Origin of the sequence: Pseudomonas sp. NBRC 100443 (assembly GCF_030268185.1) — a bacterium.
GTDB lineage: Bacteria > Pseudomonadota > Gammaproteobacteria > Pseudomonadales > Pseudomonadaceae > Pseudomonas > Pseudomonas citronellolis.
This window is the reverse complement of record NZ_BSQE01000005.1, coordinates 191,830-208,702: the sequence shown is the minus strand read 5'-3', so window position 1 is coordinate 208,702 and position 16,873 is coordinate 191,830. Positions and strand designations below refer to the sequence as shown.

The window sequence follows — 16,873 nt, the reverse complement described above, 5'->3', positions numbered from 1 at the left end:
TTCCGAACAGGCCCTGAGATGACCGACTACAAAGCCACGCTGAACCTTCCCGATACCCAGTTCCCGATGAAAGCCGGCCTGCCCCAGCGCGAGCCGGAAACCCTGAAGTTCTGGAACGACATCGGCCTGTACCAGAAGCTGCGGAAGGCCGGCGAAGGTCGCCCGAAATTCATCCTGCACGATGGCCCGCCCTACGCCAACGGCAGCATCCACATCGGTCACGCGGTCAACAAGATCCTCAAGGACCTGATAGTCCGCTCGCGCACCCTGGCCGGCTACGACGCCCCCTACGTGCCGGGCTGGGACTGCCACGGCCTGCCCATCGAGCACAAGGTCGAGACCACCCACGGCAAGAACCTGCCGGCGGACAAGACCCGCGAACTGTGCCGCGCCTACGCCAGCGAGCAGATCGAGGGGCAGAAGGCCGACTTCATCCGCCTGGGCGTGCTCGGAGAGTGGGACAACCCCTACAAGACCATGAACTTCGCCAACGAGGCCGGCGAAATCCGCGCCCTGGCCGAGATGGTCAAGCAGGGCTTCGTGTTCAAGGGCCTGAAGCCGGTGAACTGGTGCTTCGACTGCGGCTCGGCCCTGGCCGAGGCGGAAGTCGAGTACGCCGACAAGAAGTCCGACGCCATCGACGTCGCCTTCCCGGTGGAAGACGCCGACAAGCTGGCCGCCGTCTTCGGCCTGCCGAGCCTGGCCAAGCCCGCCGCCATCGTCATCTGGACCACCACCCCCTGGACCATCCCGGCCAACCAGGCGCTGAACGTCCACCCCGAATTCACCTACGCCCTGGTCGACACCGGCGCGCGCCTGCTGGTGCTGGCCGAGGAACTGGTCGAGTCCTGCCTGCAGCGCTACGGCCTGGAAGGCCAGGTCATCGCCACCGCCAAGGGCGAGGCGCTGGACCTGATCCGCTTCCGCCACCCGTTCTACGAGCGCTTCTCGCCGATCTACCTGGCCGAGTACGTGGCCCTGGACGCCGGCACCGGCATCGTCCACTCCGCGCCGGCCTACGGCGAGGACGACTTCCGTACTTGCAAGCAGTACGGCATGAGCAACGACGACATCCTCAGCCCCGTGCAGAGCAACGGTGTGTATGTTCAGGACTTGCCGTTCTTCGGCGGCCAGTTCATCTGGAAGGCCAACCCGAACATCGTCGCCAAGCTCGAGGAAGTGGGCGCGCTGCTTAAGCACGCCAGCATCAACCACAGCTACATGCACTGCTGGCGCCACAAGACGCCGCTGATCTACCGCGCCACCGCGCAGTGGTTCGTCGGCATGGACAAGCAGCCGCAAAGCGGCGCCACCCTGCGCGAGCGCGCGCTGGAAGCCATCACCCAGACCGAATTCGTGCCCAGCTGGGGCCAGGCGCGCCTGCACGGCATGATCGCCGGCCGTCCGGACTGGTGCATCTCGCGCCAGCGCAACTGGGGCGTGCCGATCCCGTTCTTCCTGCACAAGGCCACCGGCGAGCTGCACCCGCGCACCGTCGAGCTGATGGAAGCAGTCGCCCAGCGCGTGGAGAAGGAAGGCATCGAGGCCTGGTTCAAGCTCGACGCCGCCGAGCTGCTCGGTGACGAAGCCGCGCAGTACGACAAGATCAGCGACACCCTGGACGTCTGGTTCGACTCCGGCACCACCCACTGGCACGTGCTGCGCGGCTCCCACGCCGAACTCGGCCACGCCAGCGGCCCGGCCGCCGACCTCTACCTGGAAGGCTCCGACCAGCACCGCGGCTGGTTCCACTCCTCGCTGCTGACCGGTTGCGCCATCGACGGCCACGCGCCGTACCGCCAGTTGCTGACCCACGGCTTCACCGTGGATGAGTCCGGTCGCAAGATGTCCAAGTCCCTGGGCAACACCGTGGTGCCGCAGACCGTGATCGACACCCTGGGCGCCGACATCCTGCGTCTGTGGGTCGCCTCGACCGACTACTCCGGCGAGATCGCGGTCTCCCAGACCATCCTGCAGCGCAGCGCCGACGCCTACCGGCGCATCCGCAACACCACGCGCTTCCTGCTCTCCAACCTGACCGGCTTCGACCCGGCCAAGGACCTGCTGCCCAACGACCAGCTGCTGGCCCTGGACCGCTGGGCCGTGGACCGCGCCCTGCTGCTGCAGCGCGAACTGGAAGAGGCTTACCGCGACTACCGCTTCTGGAACGTCTACTCCAAGGTGCACAACTTCTGCGTGCAGGAGCTGGGCGGCTTCTACCTGGACATCATCAAGGACCGCCAGTACACCACCCAGGCCGACAGCGTCGCCCGCCGCTCCTGCCAGACCGCGCTGTTCCACATCGCCGAGGCGCTGGTGCGCTGGGTCGCGCCGATCCTCGCCTTCACCGCCGAGGAAGTGTGGAAGTTCCTGCCCGGCGAGCGCGCCGAGTCGGTCATGCTGACCACCTGGTACGACGGCCTGTCCGAACTGCCGGCCGACGCCGAGTTGGGCCGTGCCTACTGGGAGCAGGTCATGGCCGCCAAGGCCGCGGTCAACAAGGAACTGGAGAACCAGCGCACCGCCAAGGCCATCGGCGGCAACCTGCAGGCCGAGGTCACCCTCTACGCCGAGGACGACCTGGCCCGCAGCCTGGGCAAGCTGGGCAACGAGCTGCGCTTCGTGCTGATCACCTCCACCGCCACCCTTGCGCCCCTGGCCGAGGCCCCGGCTGATGCCGTGCAGAGCGAACTGCCCGGCCTCAAGCTGAAGGTGGTGAAGTCGGCCCACGCCAAGTGCGCCCGTTGCTGGCACCACCGCGAGGACGTCGGCAGCCACGCCGCGCACCCGGAAATCTGCGGCCGTTGCGTGGAGAACATCGAAGGCGCCGGCGAGGTTCGCCACTATGCCTAACCGCTTCGGCCGCCTTGGCTGGTTGTGGATAACCGTGCTGGTCCTGGTCCTCGACCAGGTCAGCAAGGCCTACTTCGAAGGCACGCTGAGCCTGTACCAGCAGATCGTGGTCATCCCCGACCTGTTCAGCTGGACCCTGGCCTACAACACCGGCGCGGCCTTCAGCTTCCTGGCCGACAGCTCCGGCTGGCAGCGCTGGCTGTTCGCCCTGATCGCCATCGTGGTCAGCGCGGTGCTGGTCATCTGGCTCAAGCGCCTGAAGCCCAGCGACACCTGGCTGGCCATCGCCCTGGCCCTGGTGCTGGGCGGCGCGCTGGGCAACCTGTACGACCGCATCGTGCTCGGCCACGTGATCGACTTCATCCTGGTGCACTGGCAGAACCGCTGGTACTTCCCGGCGTTCAACCTGGCCGACAGCGCCATCACCGTTGGCGCCATCATGCTGGCGCTGGACATGTTCAAGACGAAGAAATCTGGAGAGACCGCCCATGGCTGACAGCAGCAGTGATATCCAGCGCATCGGAGCGGATACCGAAGTCACCCTGCACTTCGCCCTCAAGCTGGAGGACGGCAACGTCGTCGACAGCACCTTCGACAAGCAGCCGGCCACCTTCAAGGTCGGCGACGGCAACCTGCTGCCGGGCTTCGAGCAGGCGCTGTTCGGCCTCAAGGCCGGCGACAAGCGCACCCTGAACATCGAGCCGGAGCAGGGCTTCGGCCAGCCGAACCCGGCCAACGTACAGGTGATGCCGCGCGACCAGTTCCAGGACATGGAGCTGGCCGAGGGCCTGCTGGTGATCTTCAACGACGCCGCCAAGACCGAGCTGCCCGGCGTGGTCAAGGCCTTCGACGAGCAGCAGGTGACCATCGATTTCAACCACCCGCTGGCCGGCAAGAGCCTGACCTTCGAAGTGGAAATCATCGACGTAAGGGCGCTCTGAGGGCCCTTCGCAGGCGTAGGATGGGTTGAGCGAAGCGATACCCATCACGCCATCCCCTCTGCGCGCCGAGACAACCGACCATGCAAATCAAACTCGCCAATCCCCGCGGCTTCTGCGCCGGCGTCGACCGGGCGATCGAAATCGTCAACCGCGCCCTGGACGTGTTCGGCCCGCCGATCTACGTGCGCCATGAAGTGGTGCACAACAAGTTCGTGGTGGAGAACCTGCGCAACCGCGGCGCGGTGTTCGTCGAGGAACTCGACCAGGTGCCGGACGACACCATCGTCATCTTCAGCGCCCACGGCGTCTCCCAGGCCGTGCGCAAGGAGGCCGAGAACCGCGGCCTGAAGGTCTTCGACGCGACCTGCCCGCTGGTCACCAAGGTGCACATGGAAGTGGTGCGCTACAGCCGCGACGGCCAGGAGTGCATCCTCATCGGCCACGAAGGCCACCCCGAGGTGGAAGGCACCATGGGCCAGTACAACCGCGACAACGGCGGCGACATCTACCTGGTCGAGGACGAGGAAGACGTGGCCGCGCTGGAAGTACGCAACCCCGAGGCCCTGCACTTCGTCACCCAGACCACCCTGTCGATGGACGACACCTCCAAGGTGATCGACGCCCTGCGCGCGAAATTCCCGCACATCAAGGGCCCGCGCAAGAACGACATCTGCTACGCCACCCAGAACCGCCAGGACGCGGTCAAGGAACTGGCCGACCAGTGCGACCTGGTGCTGGTGGTGGGCAGTCCGAACAGCTCCAACTCCAACCGCCTGCGCGAACTCGCCGAACGCATGGGCACCCCCGGCTACCTGATCGACGGCGCCGAAGACCTCAAGCGCGAATGGTTCGAAGGCAAGCAGCGCATCGGCATCACCGCCGGCGCCTCCGCCCCGGAAGTGCTGGTGCGCGGTGTGATCGAGCAACTGCGCAAATGGGGCGCGGAGCCCGAGGTGGAGCTGGATGGGCGGGAGGAGAACATCACGTTCTCGATGCCCAGGGAACTGCGGGTCAAGGCGGTCTGAACCCGTTCCTGCCAGGAGGCATCTTCCGCCACACCCTAGGAACCATGGCGCAGGATGGGTGGAGCGAAAGTGATACCCATCGCCATATTCGACCGAACGCCGGCTTGTGCCGGCGGAATCGCGGATAAATCCGCTCCTACGCTGTGTTCCGTCCCTTCCTGTAGGAGCGGACTCTGTCCGCGATTCGGCGCATAACGCCGTAGGCGTTATGTGCCCTACGTGCCGCAGCGCTTCACTTCCAGCAGTCGTTCACACTGGTGCTGCCGCTGACGCCGCGGGTGCCCATGGCATTGAGCGTCAGCTTGTCGCACTTGGTGTCCTTGGCCTGTGCACCTTGCGGAGTCGCCGTGAGCAGGTAGCCACCGCTGTTGTTGGGGTTGCTGATGGTGAGGGCGTACTTGCCGGTATCCGAGGTCACGGTCGTGCCGCTGGTATTGCGCATGCCCAGCCTGGCGATGTTGGCCTGGGCGGTGACATAGGCATTGTTCTGGGCGAAGTAGCGCTCCTGGCGCGCGGCCGCGTCATTCAGCAATGCCTGGCCCTCGCTGCGGTTGCCGCGCAGGACGTATTCCTGGTAGCTGGGGTAGGCGATGGCCGCCAGGATGCCGATGATGGCCACCACGATCATCATCTCGATCAGGGTGAAACCCGTTGTCTTCTTCACGTACTGGTTCCTCATTGCGGTGCCACGCGCCAGGTCTGGCGACCAGTGGACTCGGGGCCGAAGCTGATGTTCATCGGGGCGCCATCGGCGGTGAAGCGCGTATTGCCGGAAAGGGCCGCGCCACCGGCAGGGGTCTTGTAGCCGGAGACCACGTTGCTGGTATCGCCGGAAACATAGGCGTCGCCCTGGTCCACCACGAAGTTCTGGCTGAAGTCGAAGATATTGAAGTTGGCGCGACCGCCGGTATAGGGGTCGATACCGTATGACCAGCCTTCCACGCCGGCCTGGCAGACATCCAGGCTGGGTGTGCGGGTATTGACCAGCAGTGCCTGTCCGCGGGCGGCCATCTCATCGACGATCCGCTCGCCCACCAGGCTGCCGCCGGTGACCTGGAGGTTCAGGTACCAGCCGCTTTTCGTCGCCCAGTCTACGGTCTCCTGGCTGAGCAGGCGGATGTCGAAGGTGTTAGCGGTATTGTCTGCGAAGATTGCTCCGTTTACCTGGGACGAAATGGTTTGTTCTTGCAGGCTGGCCCGAGACAGGTTCGGGGTGGTGGTGGCCGCTTCGCCCTTGGTCTGCTTGTCCCAGATGCCGTAGAGCGTCTGCAACTGGAACGGGCTGGTCTTGTCCACGGTGCCCAGGTAGCGGCCGGTACCGAAGATCACCAGGTAGCCGTTGGTGGAGGGATGGCGGACCAGCGACGGCGGTGCGGTGATCGGCTGGCGCACGCCGCCGGTACCGTCGGCATCCTTGGCCACGTACAGCGGGGTGCCGTTGAAGGACGTCTTGAATTTCGAGGCGGCAATGGTGGTGCTGGAGAACGGTGCGGTATTGGTAGCGCTGTTGTCTATCAGGTCGAAGCGCCACAGGTTGCCCTGCAGGTCGCCGGCATAGGCGTAGTCGATGATGCCATCGCTGTTGTTGTCGGCGCCGCGGATGCTGGACAGGCCGTTGGTGCCGCTGGCCCCCTGTGCCTCCAGTGTCTTGAGGACGGTGCCGGTCTTGATGTCCAGCACGTACATCACCGCCTTGCCGCTGCTGTTGTTGGCGCTGTTGTAGCCGTTGGGCAGCAGCACGCCCCATTGTCCGCTGTGCAGGCGGGCGACCACCGGGGTGGGGATGGTGAAGCCGAGGTTGCTCAGCGTCGTGTTGGTGCCGTCCTTGCTGCTGGTGTTGTCGTCGTCGAACTCCCAGAGCAGGGCGATGTTGTCGGGGTCGGTCACGTCCAGGGCGAAGGCGGACTTGCCGCCGGCGCCGAGGGTGCCCACCAGCACGGTATGCCAGGCGTCGTCGTAGTAGACGTCGCGCACGGTCAGGCTGCCGTCGACGAACCAGCGGTGCTGGGCGGCGGTGTAGTCCTTGCTGCTCAGGTACTGCAGGTTCGGGATGACGGCGCGGGGCACGAAGGCGAACTTCTCCACGCCGGTGGCGCCGTCGAAGGCGTGCAGCATGCCGTCGTTGGCGCCGACGTAGACCTGGCTGCGGCGTTCCTTCTTGGCTTCGATGAAGTCGGCGTACTTCTGGTAGCCGCCATCGATGGCGCCTGCCAGGTAGGCCAGGTACTGGGCGCCGGACACCACCACCGGGTTGGAGTTGATGATGTCGCCCAGCAGCGTGTTGCGCCGACGGAAACTGCTGCCCTCGCCGCTGCGGTCGCCCAGCACGTAGCCGAGCTGCGCGGAGGTCAGGGTGGTCTGCAGGTCGACGCCGTTGTAGGTCACGCCCGACAGGTTGCTGTAGGTGAGGGTGGCCAGGCTGCCGTTGCTGCCCTTGAACTTGATGTTGCGGGTGCTCGGGAACTGGTCCTTGGCGTGCCAGACCACGGTACGGGCGAAGGTGGCCGGGTTGATGGTCTCCTTGATCAGGTCGCCCGACCAGTCGTCCACCAGGAAGTTGGAGCGGTAGACCGAGCGTGCGTCGCTGATCGAGGCGCCGGGTTGCAGGCGTTCCACCGACGGGGTGGATACGGAGCTGTTGCGCTGGTAGATGTCGTTGAACGCCTTGTTCAACTGGTCCTTCAGCGTCAGGGCGTTGGTGACCAGGAAGTAGTTGTCCGGTACGCCGTTGCCGTCGGTGTCATTGTTGGTCGCGTTGGTGCCGTACTTGGCGGCGTACCACAACGGGTTCTCCAGGAAGGTGGCCGCCGGGGTGCCCGACAGGGTGAAGGTACGCGAGGAGCTGAGCCGGCTCAGGGTGCAGTCGTTGGGTTTGGTGGTCGCGTTGCAGTAGTTGGGATCGCGACCATCGGGGGTATCCAGCTTGTAGGCGACGTTGTTGCCGCCCTGGTCCTTGACCTCCAGGTAGATGCCGTCCTTGGTGGTGCCGGAGATCACGTAGCCCATGTGCTGGTCGATGCCGCCGGCGGCGTATTCGGAGGTCATGTTGATGACCAGCTTGCCCTGGTCGTTGACCAGCAATTCGTACAGGGCGATGGCGTCCATGTCATGGTCGGCGCCTTGCTCCACGTCTTCGTAGTTGATGCGGAACTTGGCGTAGGGGCGGCCACCGTTGAGGGTGGCGTCGCAGTCGCTGACCAGGCTGGGCGTGCCGCCATTGCAGGCTGGCGAAGTGTTGGCGAACTTCTCCACGTAGTAGTCGACGATCTGGTCGGTGGGCTGGAAGCTGCCGTCCGCATTGATGCTGCTGCCGCCGACGGACTTGGCGAAGGGCACTACGGTCACCACGCTGGTGACGCCATTGCTGGTGACCGGGAACTTGATGGTCGGCAGGGGCGAGGCCAGCGCCACCGAGTAGGTCAGCAGGGCCTTGTCGCCGCCGATCTTGTTGTTGGCGCCATAGCGCGCCACGGCAGCGGAGTAGTAGGTACCCTGCTTGCTTGGCTCCTCCGGCGCCAGGCCGCGGACCGTGGACAGGTTGCTGACGGTCTTGGCCGTGGGGGCGCTGTCGGCGACACCGTTGGACTCGCCGATGAAGATGGACTTGCTGCCACCGCCTTCGGCAGCCCAGATCTTGTCCGCTTCGGTGGAGACGTTCAGGCCCGCCAGCGACCCTGTGGAGGGCGCCGAAACGGCGGTGGACCATTTGCTGCCCGGCAGCTTGAAGTCATAGGACGGGTTGATGTCGCTGATGACCGTCATGGCCGGGACCGAGCACACGGGGTAGCCATTGGGGTTGGCAGTCGACTTGTAGGGCGGGGTCCAGGTGCCGATCCGCGGAAGACCCAGCACGTCCTTGTCCTTGCTGTTGCCGGAACCATAGTCATAGGTGCTGGTGGGAGCCGTTTCGCCGGAGAAGTAGCGCATCGTCTCGTACATCATCTCGCCGATCGGGTTGCCCCACATGTAGCAGGTGTCGTCCTGGGTGATCGGGCGCGTGGTGATCCAGCCGCAGCCATAGGTATGGTCGCCGTAGTTGAAGTCGATGATGCGCAGCTTGTTGATGGTCGCCACGATGCCGTTGCTCACGCCGTCGGAACCGCACACGTTGGTGCCGGCGAAGCAGTATTGCCCGGTGGTCGCGCTGTACTCCTTGGAGAAACTCTGCAATTGGCTGCGCAGCACGCCGCCGCTGATGTTCTTCTGGAACGAGCCGGTCAGCAGGCCGAAGTACATCTTGTTGGTGGCGCCGTAGTCGTGAAGGATGCCGGTCGGCTTGAAGCCGTTGCCATAGGCGATGCAGTTGCTTTCGCGCAGGCCGGCGTTGTCGGCGCCGCTGGGGCAGACCGAGACCTTGACGTTCCTGTCGGTCATCTCGCTGGTGCCGGTGGCCGGGGTCTTCCAGTACAGGTAGAAGTTGGCGTCGCCGCCGTTTTCCTCATGGCGGAAGGTGAAGGAGTAGGCCGTGCCCGCCGTGAGTGTGACGCTAGCGGTGGTTCCGGCACCACCGCTACCGGACTTGCCGTGATCGCCGTAGTACGAGGCGGTAACGCCGTTGACCTGGAATTCGACGGCGTCGTCACCGTCCACCGAGAATTGGTAGACGCCGCTGAGAGCGGGGGTGAGCGTGCCGGTGATCAGGGTGTGGTAGCCGTCCTGGCCACAGCCGTTGGCGGAGTAGGGGTTGGTGAAGTTCTGCGGGCTGTTGATGTTGGTAAAGGGGGCTGTGCCTGTACCGCATCTCGAGTTGGTGTTGCTGTAGGTCGATCCGAACAGCTCATCCATCTGCGACTTGCTGGTGGACGTCGCGCGCGAGTCCTTCCAGGTTGTGAGCGTGAGGCCCGACATCTGGTCGGCGGGCACGATGGCCCAGTTGCCGCCACTGGGGCCACCACTGGTGCAGTTGACCTCCGAGCCGGAACTGTTCACGCAGGTGCTGCCGGCCACCGGTCGCTCCTTCGACACCCAGTTCCAGATGCGGAAGCTGGTGTTGGTCAGGGTGCGCAATTGCGGCACGCCGGTGTCCTGGGTCAGCGACACCACGGCGAACAGGTGCCGGTAGCCGCCGGCTGCCGGCTGGCTCAGCGGGGTGTAGTCGGAAATGCGGTAGCCGTCGTAGGCCTCGCTCAGGTATTCCTTGCCCCAGGCATGGTCGTCCTGGGGGATGTAGGCAGCCTGCAGCACGGTGGAGGACGTGGTGTCCTCCACCCGGTAGCCGCCGTAGAGCACTTTGCGCAGGGCGTCCATGCGCGAGGTGGCGAGGTAGTTGAGGAAGTCGCCGCTCCAGTGGCCGGGGCACTTCTTGTCGGTGGTGGCGCTGACGGGGCTGAAGCGGCCGTCGCTATAGTCGTAGCAGGCGTTCGAGTTGAAGTAGCCGTAGTAGTCGATGCCGCCGTGGTCCTTGTCCAGGTGCCCCTTGTAGCCCACGTCGAGGATGCCGTCGCCATTGAGGTCGGAGGCGTCGTTGTAGGCCTCGTAGTAGAGCTTGTGGTCGCGGCCCATGACCAGCATGTTCAGCGGTGGCACCGAGTCGTTGACGAAGACCGGGGTGCGCGAGATGTCGATGTCTGCCCAGGCGCTGGCGCACGGAAGCAGGAGGGCGCAGAGCAGGCTGGCGCTGGCGTTGATCGCGGTTTGGCGGAGAGTCTTCATGTCAGTGCCTGGGGGTCAGTTGTTGTATACCCGGGCCACCACGGAGCGCAGTGGGGCCTCGCGGTTGTTGCTGGAGGCGCGGCTGTTCACTTCATAGAAGAAGGTGCCGTTGCCCAGCATCATCGAGCCGTACTCGGGGTTGATCGACTGGCCGCCGACATTGCCGCTGGGAGCGGCGATCATGTAGCGACTGACACTGGTGGTCTGCGAGGAGGGGGTAACGCCGTTGCCGGTGTAGCCCATGGCGTCGGAGAAGTCCTGGGCATAATCGTTGGCGGTCTTGTTCCAGATGCAGGGCAGGTCATCGGTGGTGGCGTCTGCCGGGCAACGATCGGGCGGCAGCAGCGACTCGCTGAGGGTCTCCTCGGTGTTGCGTAGCGCCGATTCGGCGCTGTTGAACAGGCGCTTCTCCTCGGCCACGCTGCCGGTGATGCGGGCCTCCAGGGCCGACTGGCGGACGCTGGAGATGGCCAGCACGGAGATGACCAGCAGGATGATCAGCGAGACGAACAGGATCGCGCCCTGCTGCGAATGGCGGGATGCATTCATGGCATGAGGTTCCTGAGGGTGATCGAGCCTTGGGCGATCTGGTAGAGCTGCCCGTTGTCGGTGCCGATGCCGGAGTCGGGGTAGCGGGTCTTCCATTGCGTCAGGGTGGCGCTGTCCATGCCCTGGCGGGCATTGACCGAACTCACCATCAGGGCGGCATAGCGCACGGCCCGGATCGGCAGGGTGCCCGGGGAGGTCGTGTAGGTGTTGACCTGGCGTTCATCGGTCTGCGGGCCGACTCCGTATTCGAACTGAATGTCGGCGACGCCTCTTAGGATGGCTTCTGGCTCATCTTCACCCGCTGCACACTTGAGTTCGTTGTCTTCGATGAAGAACTTTTCCATCACAGTCAGCGTGCTGGTGGTGTAGGGCTCGTCGGGAACGGTTGCGTCGGCGGGCTTCGCCCCCAGGCAATTGCGCTCGTCGGGGTCGCGGGGTTCATAGCGGATGCAGATGCCGCTGTCGCTGGCCAGCGTGACAGTCTGGCCCTTGGCGAATGCGCATCCATCCGGGGCTCCGCTGCTTGAGTCTGCCGCCGGGAAACTGGTATCGAACCCGCGGTCGGGCTGGCGCCGGTAGCCGGTCTTGCTCAGTTCCTGGTCGAGCAGCAGGAAGGTGTAGCGGCTGTTTCCCTGGTTCTCCGTCTGGGCCTGCTGGAAGACGAAGGTGTTCTTGTTGTCGATGAATATCTGCACTATCCCGATGATCAGGAAACTGCTGACGGTCAGGGCGACCATCAGCTCGATCAGGGACAGGCCTTGCTGGCGCTTCTGCATGCTGGTCCGCCTCAGATTTCCGCTCTTACCCGATAGCGGCAAATGGTCTTGTCGTCGCCGCTGTCCGCCGCATCCATGCACTCGCCGTTCTTCACCCGCCAGGCCACCTGGATTTCGATGGCGCGGCCCGCGCTGCCACAAGTGCCGGCGCTGCTCCCAGCGCGGCAGACGTGCACCTCGGCTGCCAGACCGCTGGCGCCGGGCAGTGTCTCCTGCACGCGGGTCAGCCAGCAGTTGAGCTGCTCGGCGGGGTTGGCGTTGGCGGGGAGCGGCTGGCAGCTTCCCTCCTCGGGTGCCTCCGGGTAGCCGTCGCTACCGGTGAAATACGCCGAGTTCGGGTTGAGGTTGCCGCTGGCGGTATAGACCTGGTCGCGGTTGCTGCGCATGGTCTCCAACATCTCGTTGGCCAGCATGGCGGCGGTGCTGCGCTGCACGGAGTCCTGGGTGTACTGCACTGTGCGTCCTTGCATGGCGACCATGCCCAGCACGCCGATGCAGATCAGCAGCAGGGCGACCAGCACCTCGATCAGGCTGAAGCCGGAGGATTGCCTGCGAACGTCATTCATGATCCGCAACTCCCGAGTGCTTCACCTGCGTCCGACGTGCCGCGAGGCCACAGTCTCACCTGTCCGGCCACGCTGACGGTCAATTGATAGCCGGTGGCGGCATCACCGTCGTTGCAGATGTAGATGTTGGTATTGGCGGAGGCAGTGCCATTCGGATAGAAGGTCACCGAGGCAGTGGCCGGCAGGATGCTGAGGGTGCTTTGCTGGCTATCCAGTTGGCGAAGGACGGTATTGCCCTGGCTGACTGTCCAGGCTTCGCTGCTGGCTGCTGCGGTGATATCGACATTGCGCGTCACCGCTTCGGCGCGGGCGTATTGCAGCAGGGAGGCGAGTTCGCTGGCGGCGCTCTGAGTCCGGTTGGTCTTGATCAGGTAGCTGAAACTGGGTAGCGCGATGCTGACGAATATCACCAGCAGCGCTACGACGATCATCAACTCGATCAACGTGAACCCCGCCATTTCCTTGGGGCGCGACATGGCGCATTCCTCCAGTTTGTCTTGAAGGAAATGCTGCCAATTTGTGTGGGAAATGTCCCTTTTTGTTGGATGGCCGATACAAATCGCGCGATGTCCGGTCATGTCCGCTGGTCTTCTGTGACCTCGGTCGCAGAGCGGTTGTGCGCTGCTCAGCGTGGGCAGAGGCTGGCGCTGGGGGCGCTTTCGTTGCGGATGCGGCCGCTGCGGTTGATCACGATCCGGTGGGCTGTGGCGTGCTGGGTACAGATCCTGAAATGGCCGGCGTGGAAGGCTCCGTTGGGGCGGATGGCCTGGCCCTGGGGGCGGTAGTGGATGTAGCTGCGGGAGGTTTCGTCCGGGTATATCTGCACGCCTTCCAGGGGTGGGTGGAGGCGCAGCCGGGGTTCGCCGGATTGCTGCTGGCCGTCGTTGTTGTCGTCGTGGAACAGCGCCCAGCCGTTGGCCCAGTCGCCTTCGCGGGCCGCGACGCTGACCGGGCGGCCGGTGAAGACCGCGGTGTGCCGGGCATGGCTCAGGGCGCCGCGCAGGCTGTGCAGGGCGACCAGGCTGCGCTGGGACTGGAGCAGGTTGTCGAAGGCCGGTACGGCCAGGCTGGCGACCAGCCAGAGCAGGAGGATCGAGAGCAGTGCTTCCAGCAGGCTGAATCCGCGATTCTTTTGCATGGTGCCATCCCTGGCGCTATCCCACCGCCGCAGTATCGGGCCTTGGGCGCTCTGCCTGGGCCCAGGGTGTTGCGCGTCGCTTCCGGCGAAGGTGTAGGGCGCTTCGCTTTGGCGGGGTTGGTATAGTGGCGCGCCGGATGACCGTCCGGTTTCCTGTCGGTTCGAGGTGCAGCGGTATGTCGGATGTTCTGCTTGTCGGTGGTGGCGTTGTCGGGCTGTTGAGCGCCTGGACCCTGGGGCGCGAAGGGTTGCGGGTGACCCTCGTCGAGCGTGGCGAGACCGGGCGCGAGGCATCCTGGGCCGGCGGCGGCATCGTTTCCCCGCTCTATCCCTGGCGCTACAGCCGGGCGGTGGCGAACCTGGCGCACTGGTCGCAGGAGTTCTACCCGGCGCTGGGCCAGCAACTCCTGGAAGACACCGGCGTCGATCCCGAGGTGCACGTCACCGGCCTCTACTGGCTGGACCTGGACGACCAGGCCGAGGCCCTGGCCTGGGCCCGCGCCAACGCTCGCCCGCTGCGGGAGGTGGATATCTCGGCGGTCCACGATGCCGTTCCCGCGCTGGGGGCCGGTTTCCGGAAAACGGTCCACATGCCGGGCGTGGCCAATGTGCGCAACCCGCGCCTGGCGCGTTCGCTGCGCGAGGCGCTGCGGCGTATGCCGAACGTCGAGGTGCTTGAGGGTTGCGAGGTCAGCGGTTTCATCCAGGAGCAGGGCTCCATTCGCGGCGTGCGCTGCGCCGCCGGCGAGCTGCGGGCCGATGCGACCGTGCTGGCGGCCGGCGCCTGGAGCGGCGAGTTGCTGGCCAGCCTGGGCCTGGAGCTGCCGGTCGCGCCGGTGAAGGGGCAGATGATTCTCTACAAGTGCGCGGTGGATTTCCTGTCCAGCATGGTGCTGGCCAAGGGGCGCTACGCCATTCCGCGGCGCGACGGCCATATCCTGGTGGGCAGCACCCTGGAGCATGCCGGCTTCGACAAGACGCCCACGGACGAGGCCCTGGCCAGCCTGCGCGCATCCGCCGAGGAATTGCTGCCGGCGCTCGCCGGGCAGGCGCCGGTGGGGCATTGGGCAGGGCTGCGGCCGGGTTCGCCCGAGGGTATTCCCTTCATCGGGCAGGTGTTGGGGTACGAAGGGCTTTGGCTGAACACCGGGCACTACCGCAACGGCCTGGTGTTGGCGCCGGCGTCCTGCCGGTTGCTGGCGGACCTGATGTTGAAGCGCGAGCCGATCATCGAGGCGCAACCCTATGCGCCGGAAGGGCGGTTGGTGGCGACGCCGTTGGCGTAGAGCGTGTGGGGCTGGTTGTTTAAGTGAGGTGTGTTGGTTTGGTGGCGGAGTATTGGTGAAGTCCGTTGCCCTCACCCCGGCCCTCTCCCGGAGGGAGAGGGGGCTGTCCTGAACGAAGGGAGAATCCTGAGTCATCCTGAAACGCCTAACCCCACCTCGTCATTCCCGCGAACGCGGGAATCTAGTGACTGCGGGGTTCGCGAGCAAGCTCGCTCCTACGAAAAGCAAAAGCAAAAGCAAAAGCGCGTTCGCTCTTGCTCTGGCTTTTGGATTTCCAGAGAAACATCCGCGCACTCCGAAACGCCCCTTCAGAAGGCCGAGCGAAACCCGCGCTCAGGAGGTCATGCGACATGGATGTCGCGAGAGCCCCGCGGGCTACAGGGATGTACCCTCGGGGCGGGCCTCCGTGGCGGGGGAGTTCGCGAGGGTAGCCCGGCTTCATCGGGCCCGTATGTTGGGGCAAGCCTTCTTGGTTACTTCTTTGGCGTTTGAAAGAAGTGACTCGCCCGAGGGGGCGAAACAAGAGACATCCGAACACTCGGAGCGGCGCGTCACACCAAGCCCCTAAGCCTCTGGGTTCCCGCGTTCGCGGGAATGACGGGGTTAAGGGTGGAGCGGAGGACAGGATTCGCGCGCGAAGCCCTAGCCCTACCCCATATGAAAAATGCCGTTTCTCTCATGGAGAGAAACGGCATTCGCTCTTCATTAAATAGCATTACGACCATGCCACGGGGCTCACGCCCTATGATCAATCGATACCCAGCTTCTTCAAGCGATAGCGCATCGAACGGAACGTCAGACCCAATCGCTGGGCCGCGGCCGTGCGGTTCCAGCGGGTTTCCTCCAGCGCCTGCATGATCAGCTTGCGCTCGATCTCTTCGAGGTAATCCTCGAGATTGTCGATCTGCGCCAGGCTGGCCTCGCCGCTTTCGCCGCCGCCGGTGGCCTCGGCGAAACGCAGGTCCTGGGGCTGGATGACATCGTCCTCGCACAGGGTGTAGGCGCGCTCGAGCATGTTCTCCAGCTCGCGCACGTTGCCCGGGAAACGGTAGCTCTTGAGCTTCTCCAGGGCCTCGGGGCTGACCTGGGCCGCAGCCAGGCCACTGTCGCTGGCCAGGCGCTTGAGCACGCGCTCGGTGAGCAGCGGGATGTCCTCGCGGCGCTCGCGCAGTGGCGGCACGCGCAGCTCGATGACGTTCAGGCGGTAGTAGAGGTCCTGGCGGAAGCGGCCGGCGGCGACTTCCGCGGCCAGGTCCTTGTGGGTGGCGCAGAGCACACGCACGTCCACCGCCACTTCCTGCTGGCCGCCCACTGCGCGCACGGCCTTTTCCTGGATGGCGCGCAGCAGTTTCACCTGCATCGGCAAGGGCAGGTCGGCCACTTCGTCGAGGAACAGGGTGCCGCCGTTGGCGGCCTGGAACAGGCCCTGCTTGTCTTCCACGGCGCCGGTGAAGCTGCCTTTCTTGTGACCGAAGAATTCGCTTTCCATCAGCTCGGACGGAATGGCGCCGCAGTTCACCGGGACGAAGGCCACTTCGCTGCGCGGGCCCTGTTCGTGGATCAGCCGGGCCACCAGCTCCTTGCCGCTGCCGGATTCGCCGCTGATGTAGACCGGCGCCTGGCTGCGCGCCAGCTTGGCGATCTGGTTGCGCATCTGCCGCATCGGCGGCGAGTCGCCCAGCAGGCGGTTGTCCACCGGCGCGTCCTCCGCGCCCGGCGAGCGCAGGCGCAGGGCCGTGGCCACCAGTTCGCGCAGGCGGCCGAGGTCCACCGGCTTGGTGAGGAAGTCGAAGGCGCCGGCCTTGAGCGCGTTGACCGCGGTGTCCAGGCTGCCGAAGGCGGTGATCATGGCCACCGGCACCTGCGGGTGGCGCTGCTGGATGTGCTGCACCAGGTCCATGCCGGTGCCGTCGGGCAGGCGCATGTCGGTCAGGCACAGGTCGAAGGGCTCGCGGGCCAGGTATTCCTTGGCCTCCTTGACGTTGCGGGCGCTGCGGGTGTCCAGCTTCATGCGGCCGAGGGTGATCTCCAGCAGCTCGCGGATATCCGGTTCGTCGTCGACGATCAGGGCTTTTTGCCGGCTCATG

13 protein-coding genes are annotated in these 16,873 nt (G+C 65.2%); 5 read left to right on the top strand and 8 right to left on the bottom strand.

Features of this window, described 5'->3' with window-relative positions:
* Positions 1-18 precede the first annotated feature (18 nt).
* The 4 genes from ileS to ispH all read left to right on the top strand — a co-directional run bounded on the left by ileS (position 19) and on the right by ispH (position 4,819).
* Positions 19-2,853 carry an isoleucine--tRNA ligase gene (ileS, locus tag QSJ95_RS08745; RefSeq protein ID WP_285641691.1) on the top strand — a complete coding sequence of 945 codons (2,835 nt, stop codon included), beginning with the start codon at positions 19-21 and terminating at the stop codon, positions 2,851-2,853.
* The gene (gene lspA, locus QSJ95_RS08740) at positions 2,846-3,349 is read left to right on the top strand and encodes a signal peptidase II (protein WP_043318028.1); all 504 of its coding nucleotides are present in this window, start codon (positions 2,846-2,848) and stop codon (positions 3,347-3,349) included. The genes ileS and lspA overlap by 8 nt, the downstream gene beginning before the upstream one ends.
* Positions 3,342-3,794 (top strand): FKBP-type peptidyl-prolyl cis-trans isomerase, encoded by a 453-nt coding sequence (gene fkpB, locus QSJ95_RS08735; RefSeq protein WP_009617560.1) that lies wholly within the window; start codon positions 3,342-3,344, stop codon positions 3,792-3,794. The genes lspA and fkpB overlap by 8 nt, the downstream gene beginning before the upstream one ends.
* Positions 3,795-3,874: 80 nt before the next feature.
* Positions 3,875-4,819, top strand: a complete 945-nt coding sequence (gene ispH / locus QSJ95_RS08730; protein ID WP_285641686.1) for a 4-hydroxy-3-methylbut-2-enyl diphosphate reductase — start codon at positions 3,875-3,877, stop codon at positions 4,817-4,819.
* 232 nt (positions 4,820-5,051) lie between these two features.
* On the opposite strand, the gene QSJ95_RS08725 is transcribed toward ispH, so the two are convergent.
* From QSJ95_RS08725 to QSJ95_RS08695, 7 genes are all read right to left on the bottom strand, one after another.
* The gene (locus tag QSJ95_RS08725; protein ID WP_285641685.1) at positions 5,052-5,483 is read right to left on the bottom strand and encodes a type IV pilin protein; all 432 of its coding nucleotides are present in this window, start codon (positions 5,481-5,483) and stop codon (positions 5,052-5,054) included.
* A gap of 11 nt (positions 5,484-5,494) precedes the next feature.
* Complete coding sequence (locus tag QSJ95_RS08720; RefSeq protein WP_285641683.1) at positions 5,495-10,471, bottom strand: PilC/PilY family type IV pilus protein; 4,977 nt, start codon at positions 10,469-10,471, stop codon at positions 5,495-5,497.
* 15 nt (positions 10,472-10,486) lie between these two features.
* Complete coding sequence (locus QSJ95_RS08715; protein WP_181925953.1) at positions 10,487-11,020, bottom strand: pilus assembly PilX family protein; 534 nt, start codon at positions 11,018-11,020, stop codon at positions 10,487-10,489.
* Complete coding sequence (locus QSJ95_RS08710) at positions 11,017-11,796, bottom strand: PilW family protein (protein WP_116422683.1); 780 nt, start codon at positions 11,794-11,796, stop codon at positions 11,017-11,019. The genes QSJ95_RS08715 and QSJ95_RS08710 overlap by 4 nt, the downstream gene beginning before the upstream one ends.
* An 11-nt stretch (positions 11,797-11,807) precedes the next feature.
* A complete protein-coding gene (gene pilV, locus QSJ95_RS08705) occupies positions 11,808-12,362 on the bottom strand; it encodes a type IV pilus modification protein PilV (RefSeq protein ID WP_061560710.1) in 555 nt (184 codons plus the stop codon).
* Positions 12,359-12,838: a GspH/FimT family pseudopilin gene (locus tag QSJ95_RS08700; RefSeq protein WP_285641672.1), complete on the bottom strand. Its 480-nt coding sequence runs from the start codon at positions 12,836-12,838 to the stop codon at positions 12,359-12,361. Before QSJ95_RS08700 ends, pilV begins: the two co-directional genes overlap by 4 nt.
* A 149-nt stretch (positions 12,839-12,987) precedes the next feature.
* The gene (locus QSJ95_RS08695; protein WP_285641670.1) at positions 12,988-13,500 is read right to left on the bottom strand and encodes a GspH/FimT family pseudopilin; all 513 of its coding nucleotides are present in this window, start codon (positions 13,498-13,500) and stop codon (positions 12,988-12,990) included.
* A 176-nt stretch (positions 13,501-13,676) separates the two neighbouring features.
* On the opposite strand from QSJ95_RS08695, the gene thiO reads away from it, so the two are divergent.
* Positions 13,677-14,786, top strand: coding sequence for a glycine oxidase ThiO (gene thiO, locus QSJ95_RS08690; protein WP_285641668.1), 1,110 nt, complete (start codon positions 13,677-13,679; stop codon positions 14,784-14,786).
* Positions 14,787-15,534: 748 nt separating this feature from the next.
* Here thiO and QSJ95_RS08685 read toward each other — a convergent pair.
* Positions 15,535-16,872 (bottom strand): sigma-54-dependent transcriptional regulator, encoded by a 1,338-nt coding sequence (locus QSJ95_RS08685; protein WP_256514291.1) that lies wholly within the window; start codon positions 16,870-16,872, stop codon positions 15,535-15,537.
* Between the last annotated feature and the right edge of the window lies 1 nt (position 16,873).

Coding starts and splice junctions, on each gene's coding strand:
- QSJ95_RS08720 (WP_285641683.1), bottom strand. CDS start 10,471: ATGAAGACTCTCCGCCAAACCGCGATCAACGCCAGCGCCAGCCTGCTC.
- QSJ95_RS08685 (WP_256514291.1), bottom strand. CDS start 16,872: ATGAGCCGGCAAAAAGCCCTGATCGTCGACGACGAACCGGATATCCGC.
- QSJ95_RS08715 (WP_181925953.1), bottom strand. CDS start 11,020: ATGAATGCATCCCGCCATTCGCAGCAGGGCGCGATCCTGTTCGTCTCG.
- pilV (WP_061560710.1), bottom strand. CDS start 12,362: ATGAATGACGTTCGCAGGCAATCCTCCGGCTTCAGCCTGATCGAGGTG.
- ileS (WP_285641691.1), top strand. CDS start 19: ATGACCGACTACAAAGCCACGCTGAACCTTCCCGATACCCAGTTCCCG.
- fkpB (WP_009617560.1), top strand. CDS start 3,342: ATGGCTGACAGCAGCAGTGATATCCAGCGCATCGGAGCGGATACCGAA.
- QSJ95_RS08700 (WP_285641672.1), bottom strand. CDS start 12,838: ATGTCGCGCCCCAAGGAAATGGCGGGGTTCACGTTGATCGAGTTGATG.
- QSJ95_RS08695 (WP_285641670.1), bottom strand. CDS start 13,500: ATGCAAAAGAATCGCGGATTCAGCCTGCTGGAAGCACTGCTCTCGATC.
- QSJ95_RS08710 (WP_116422683.1), bottom strand. CDS start 11,796: ATGCAGAAGCGCCAGCAAGGCCTGTCCCTGATCGAGCTGATGGTCGCC.
- ispH (WP_285641686.1), top strand. CDS start 3,875: ATGCAAATCAAACTCGCCAATCCCCGCGGCTTCTGCGCCGGCGTCGAC.
- lspA (WP_043318028.1), top strand. CDS start 2,846: ATGCCTAACCGCTTCGGCCGCCTTGGCTGGTTGTGGATAACCGTGCTG.
- thiO (WP_285641668.1), top strand. CDS start 13,677: ATGTCGGATGTTCTGCTTGTCGGTGGTGGCGTTGTCGGGCTGTTGAGC.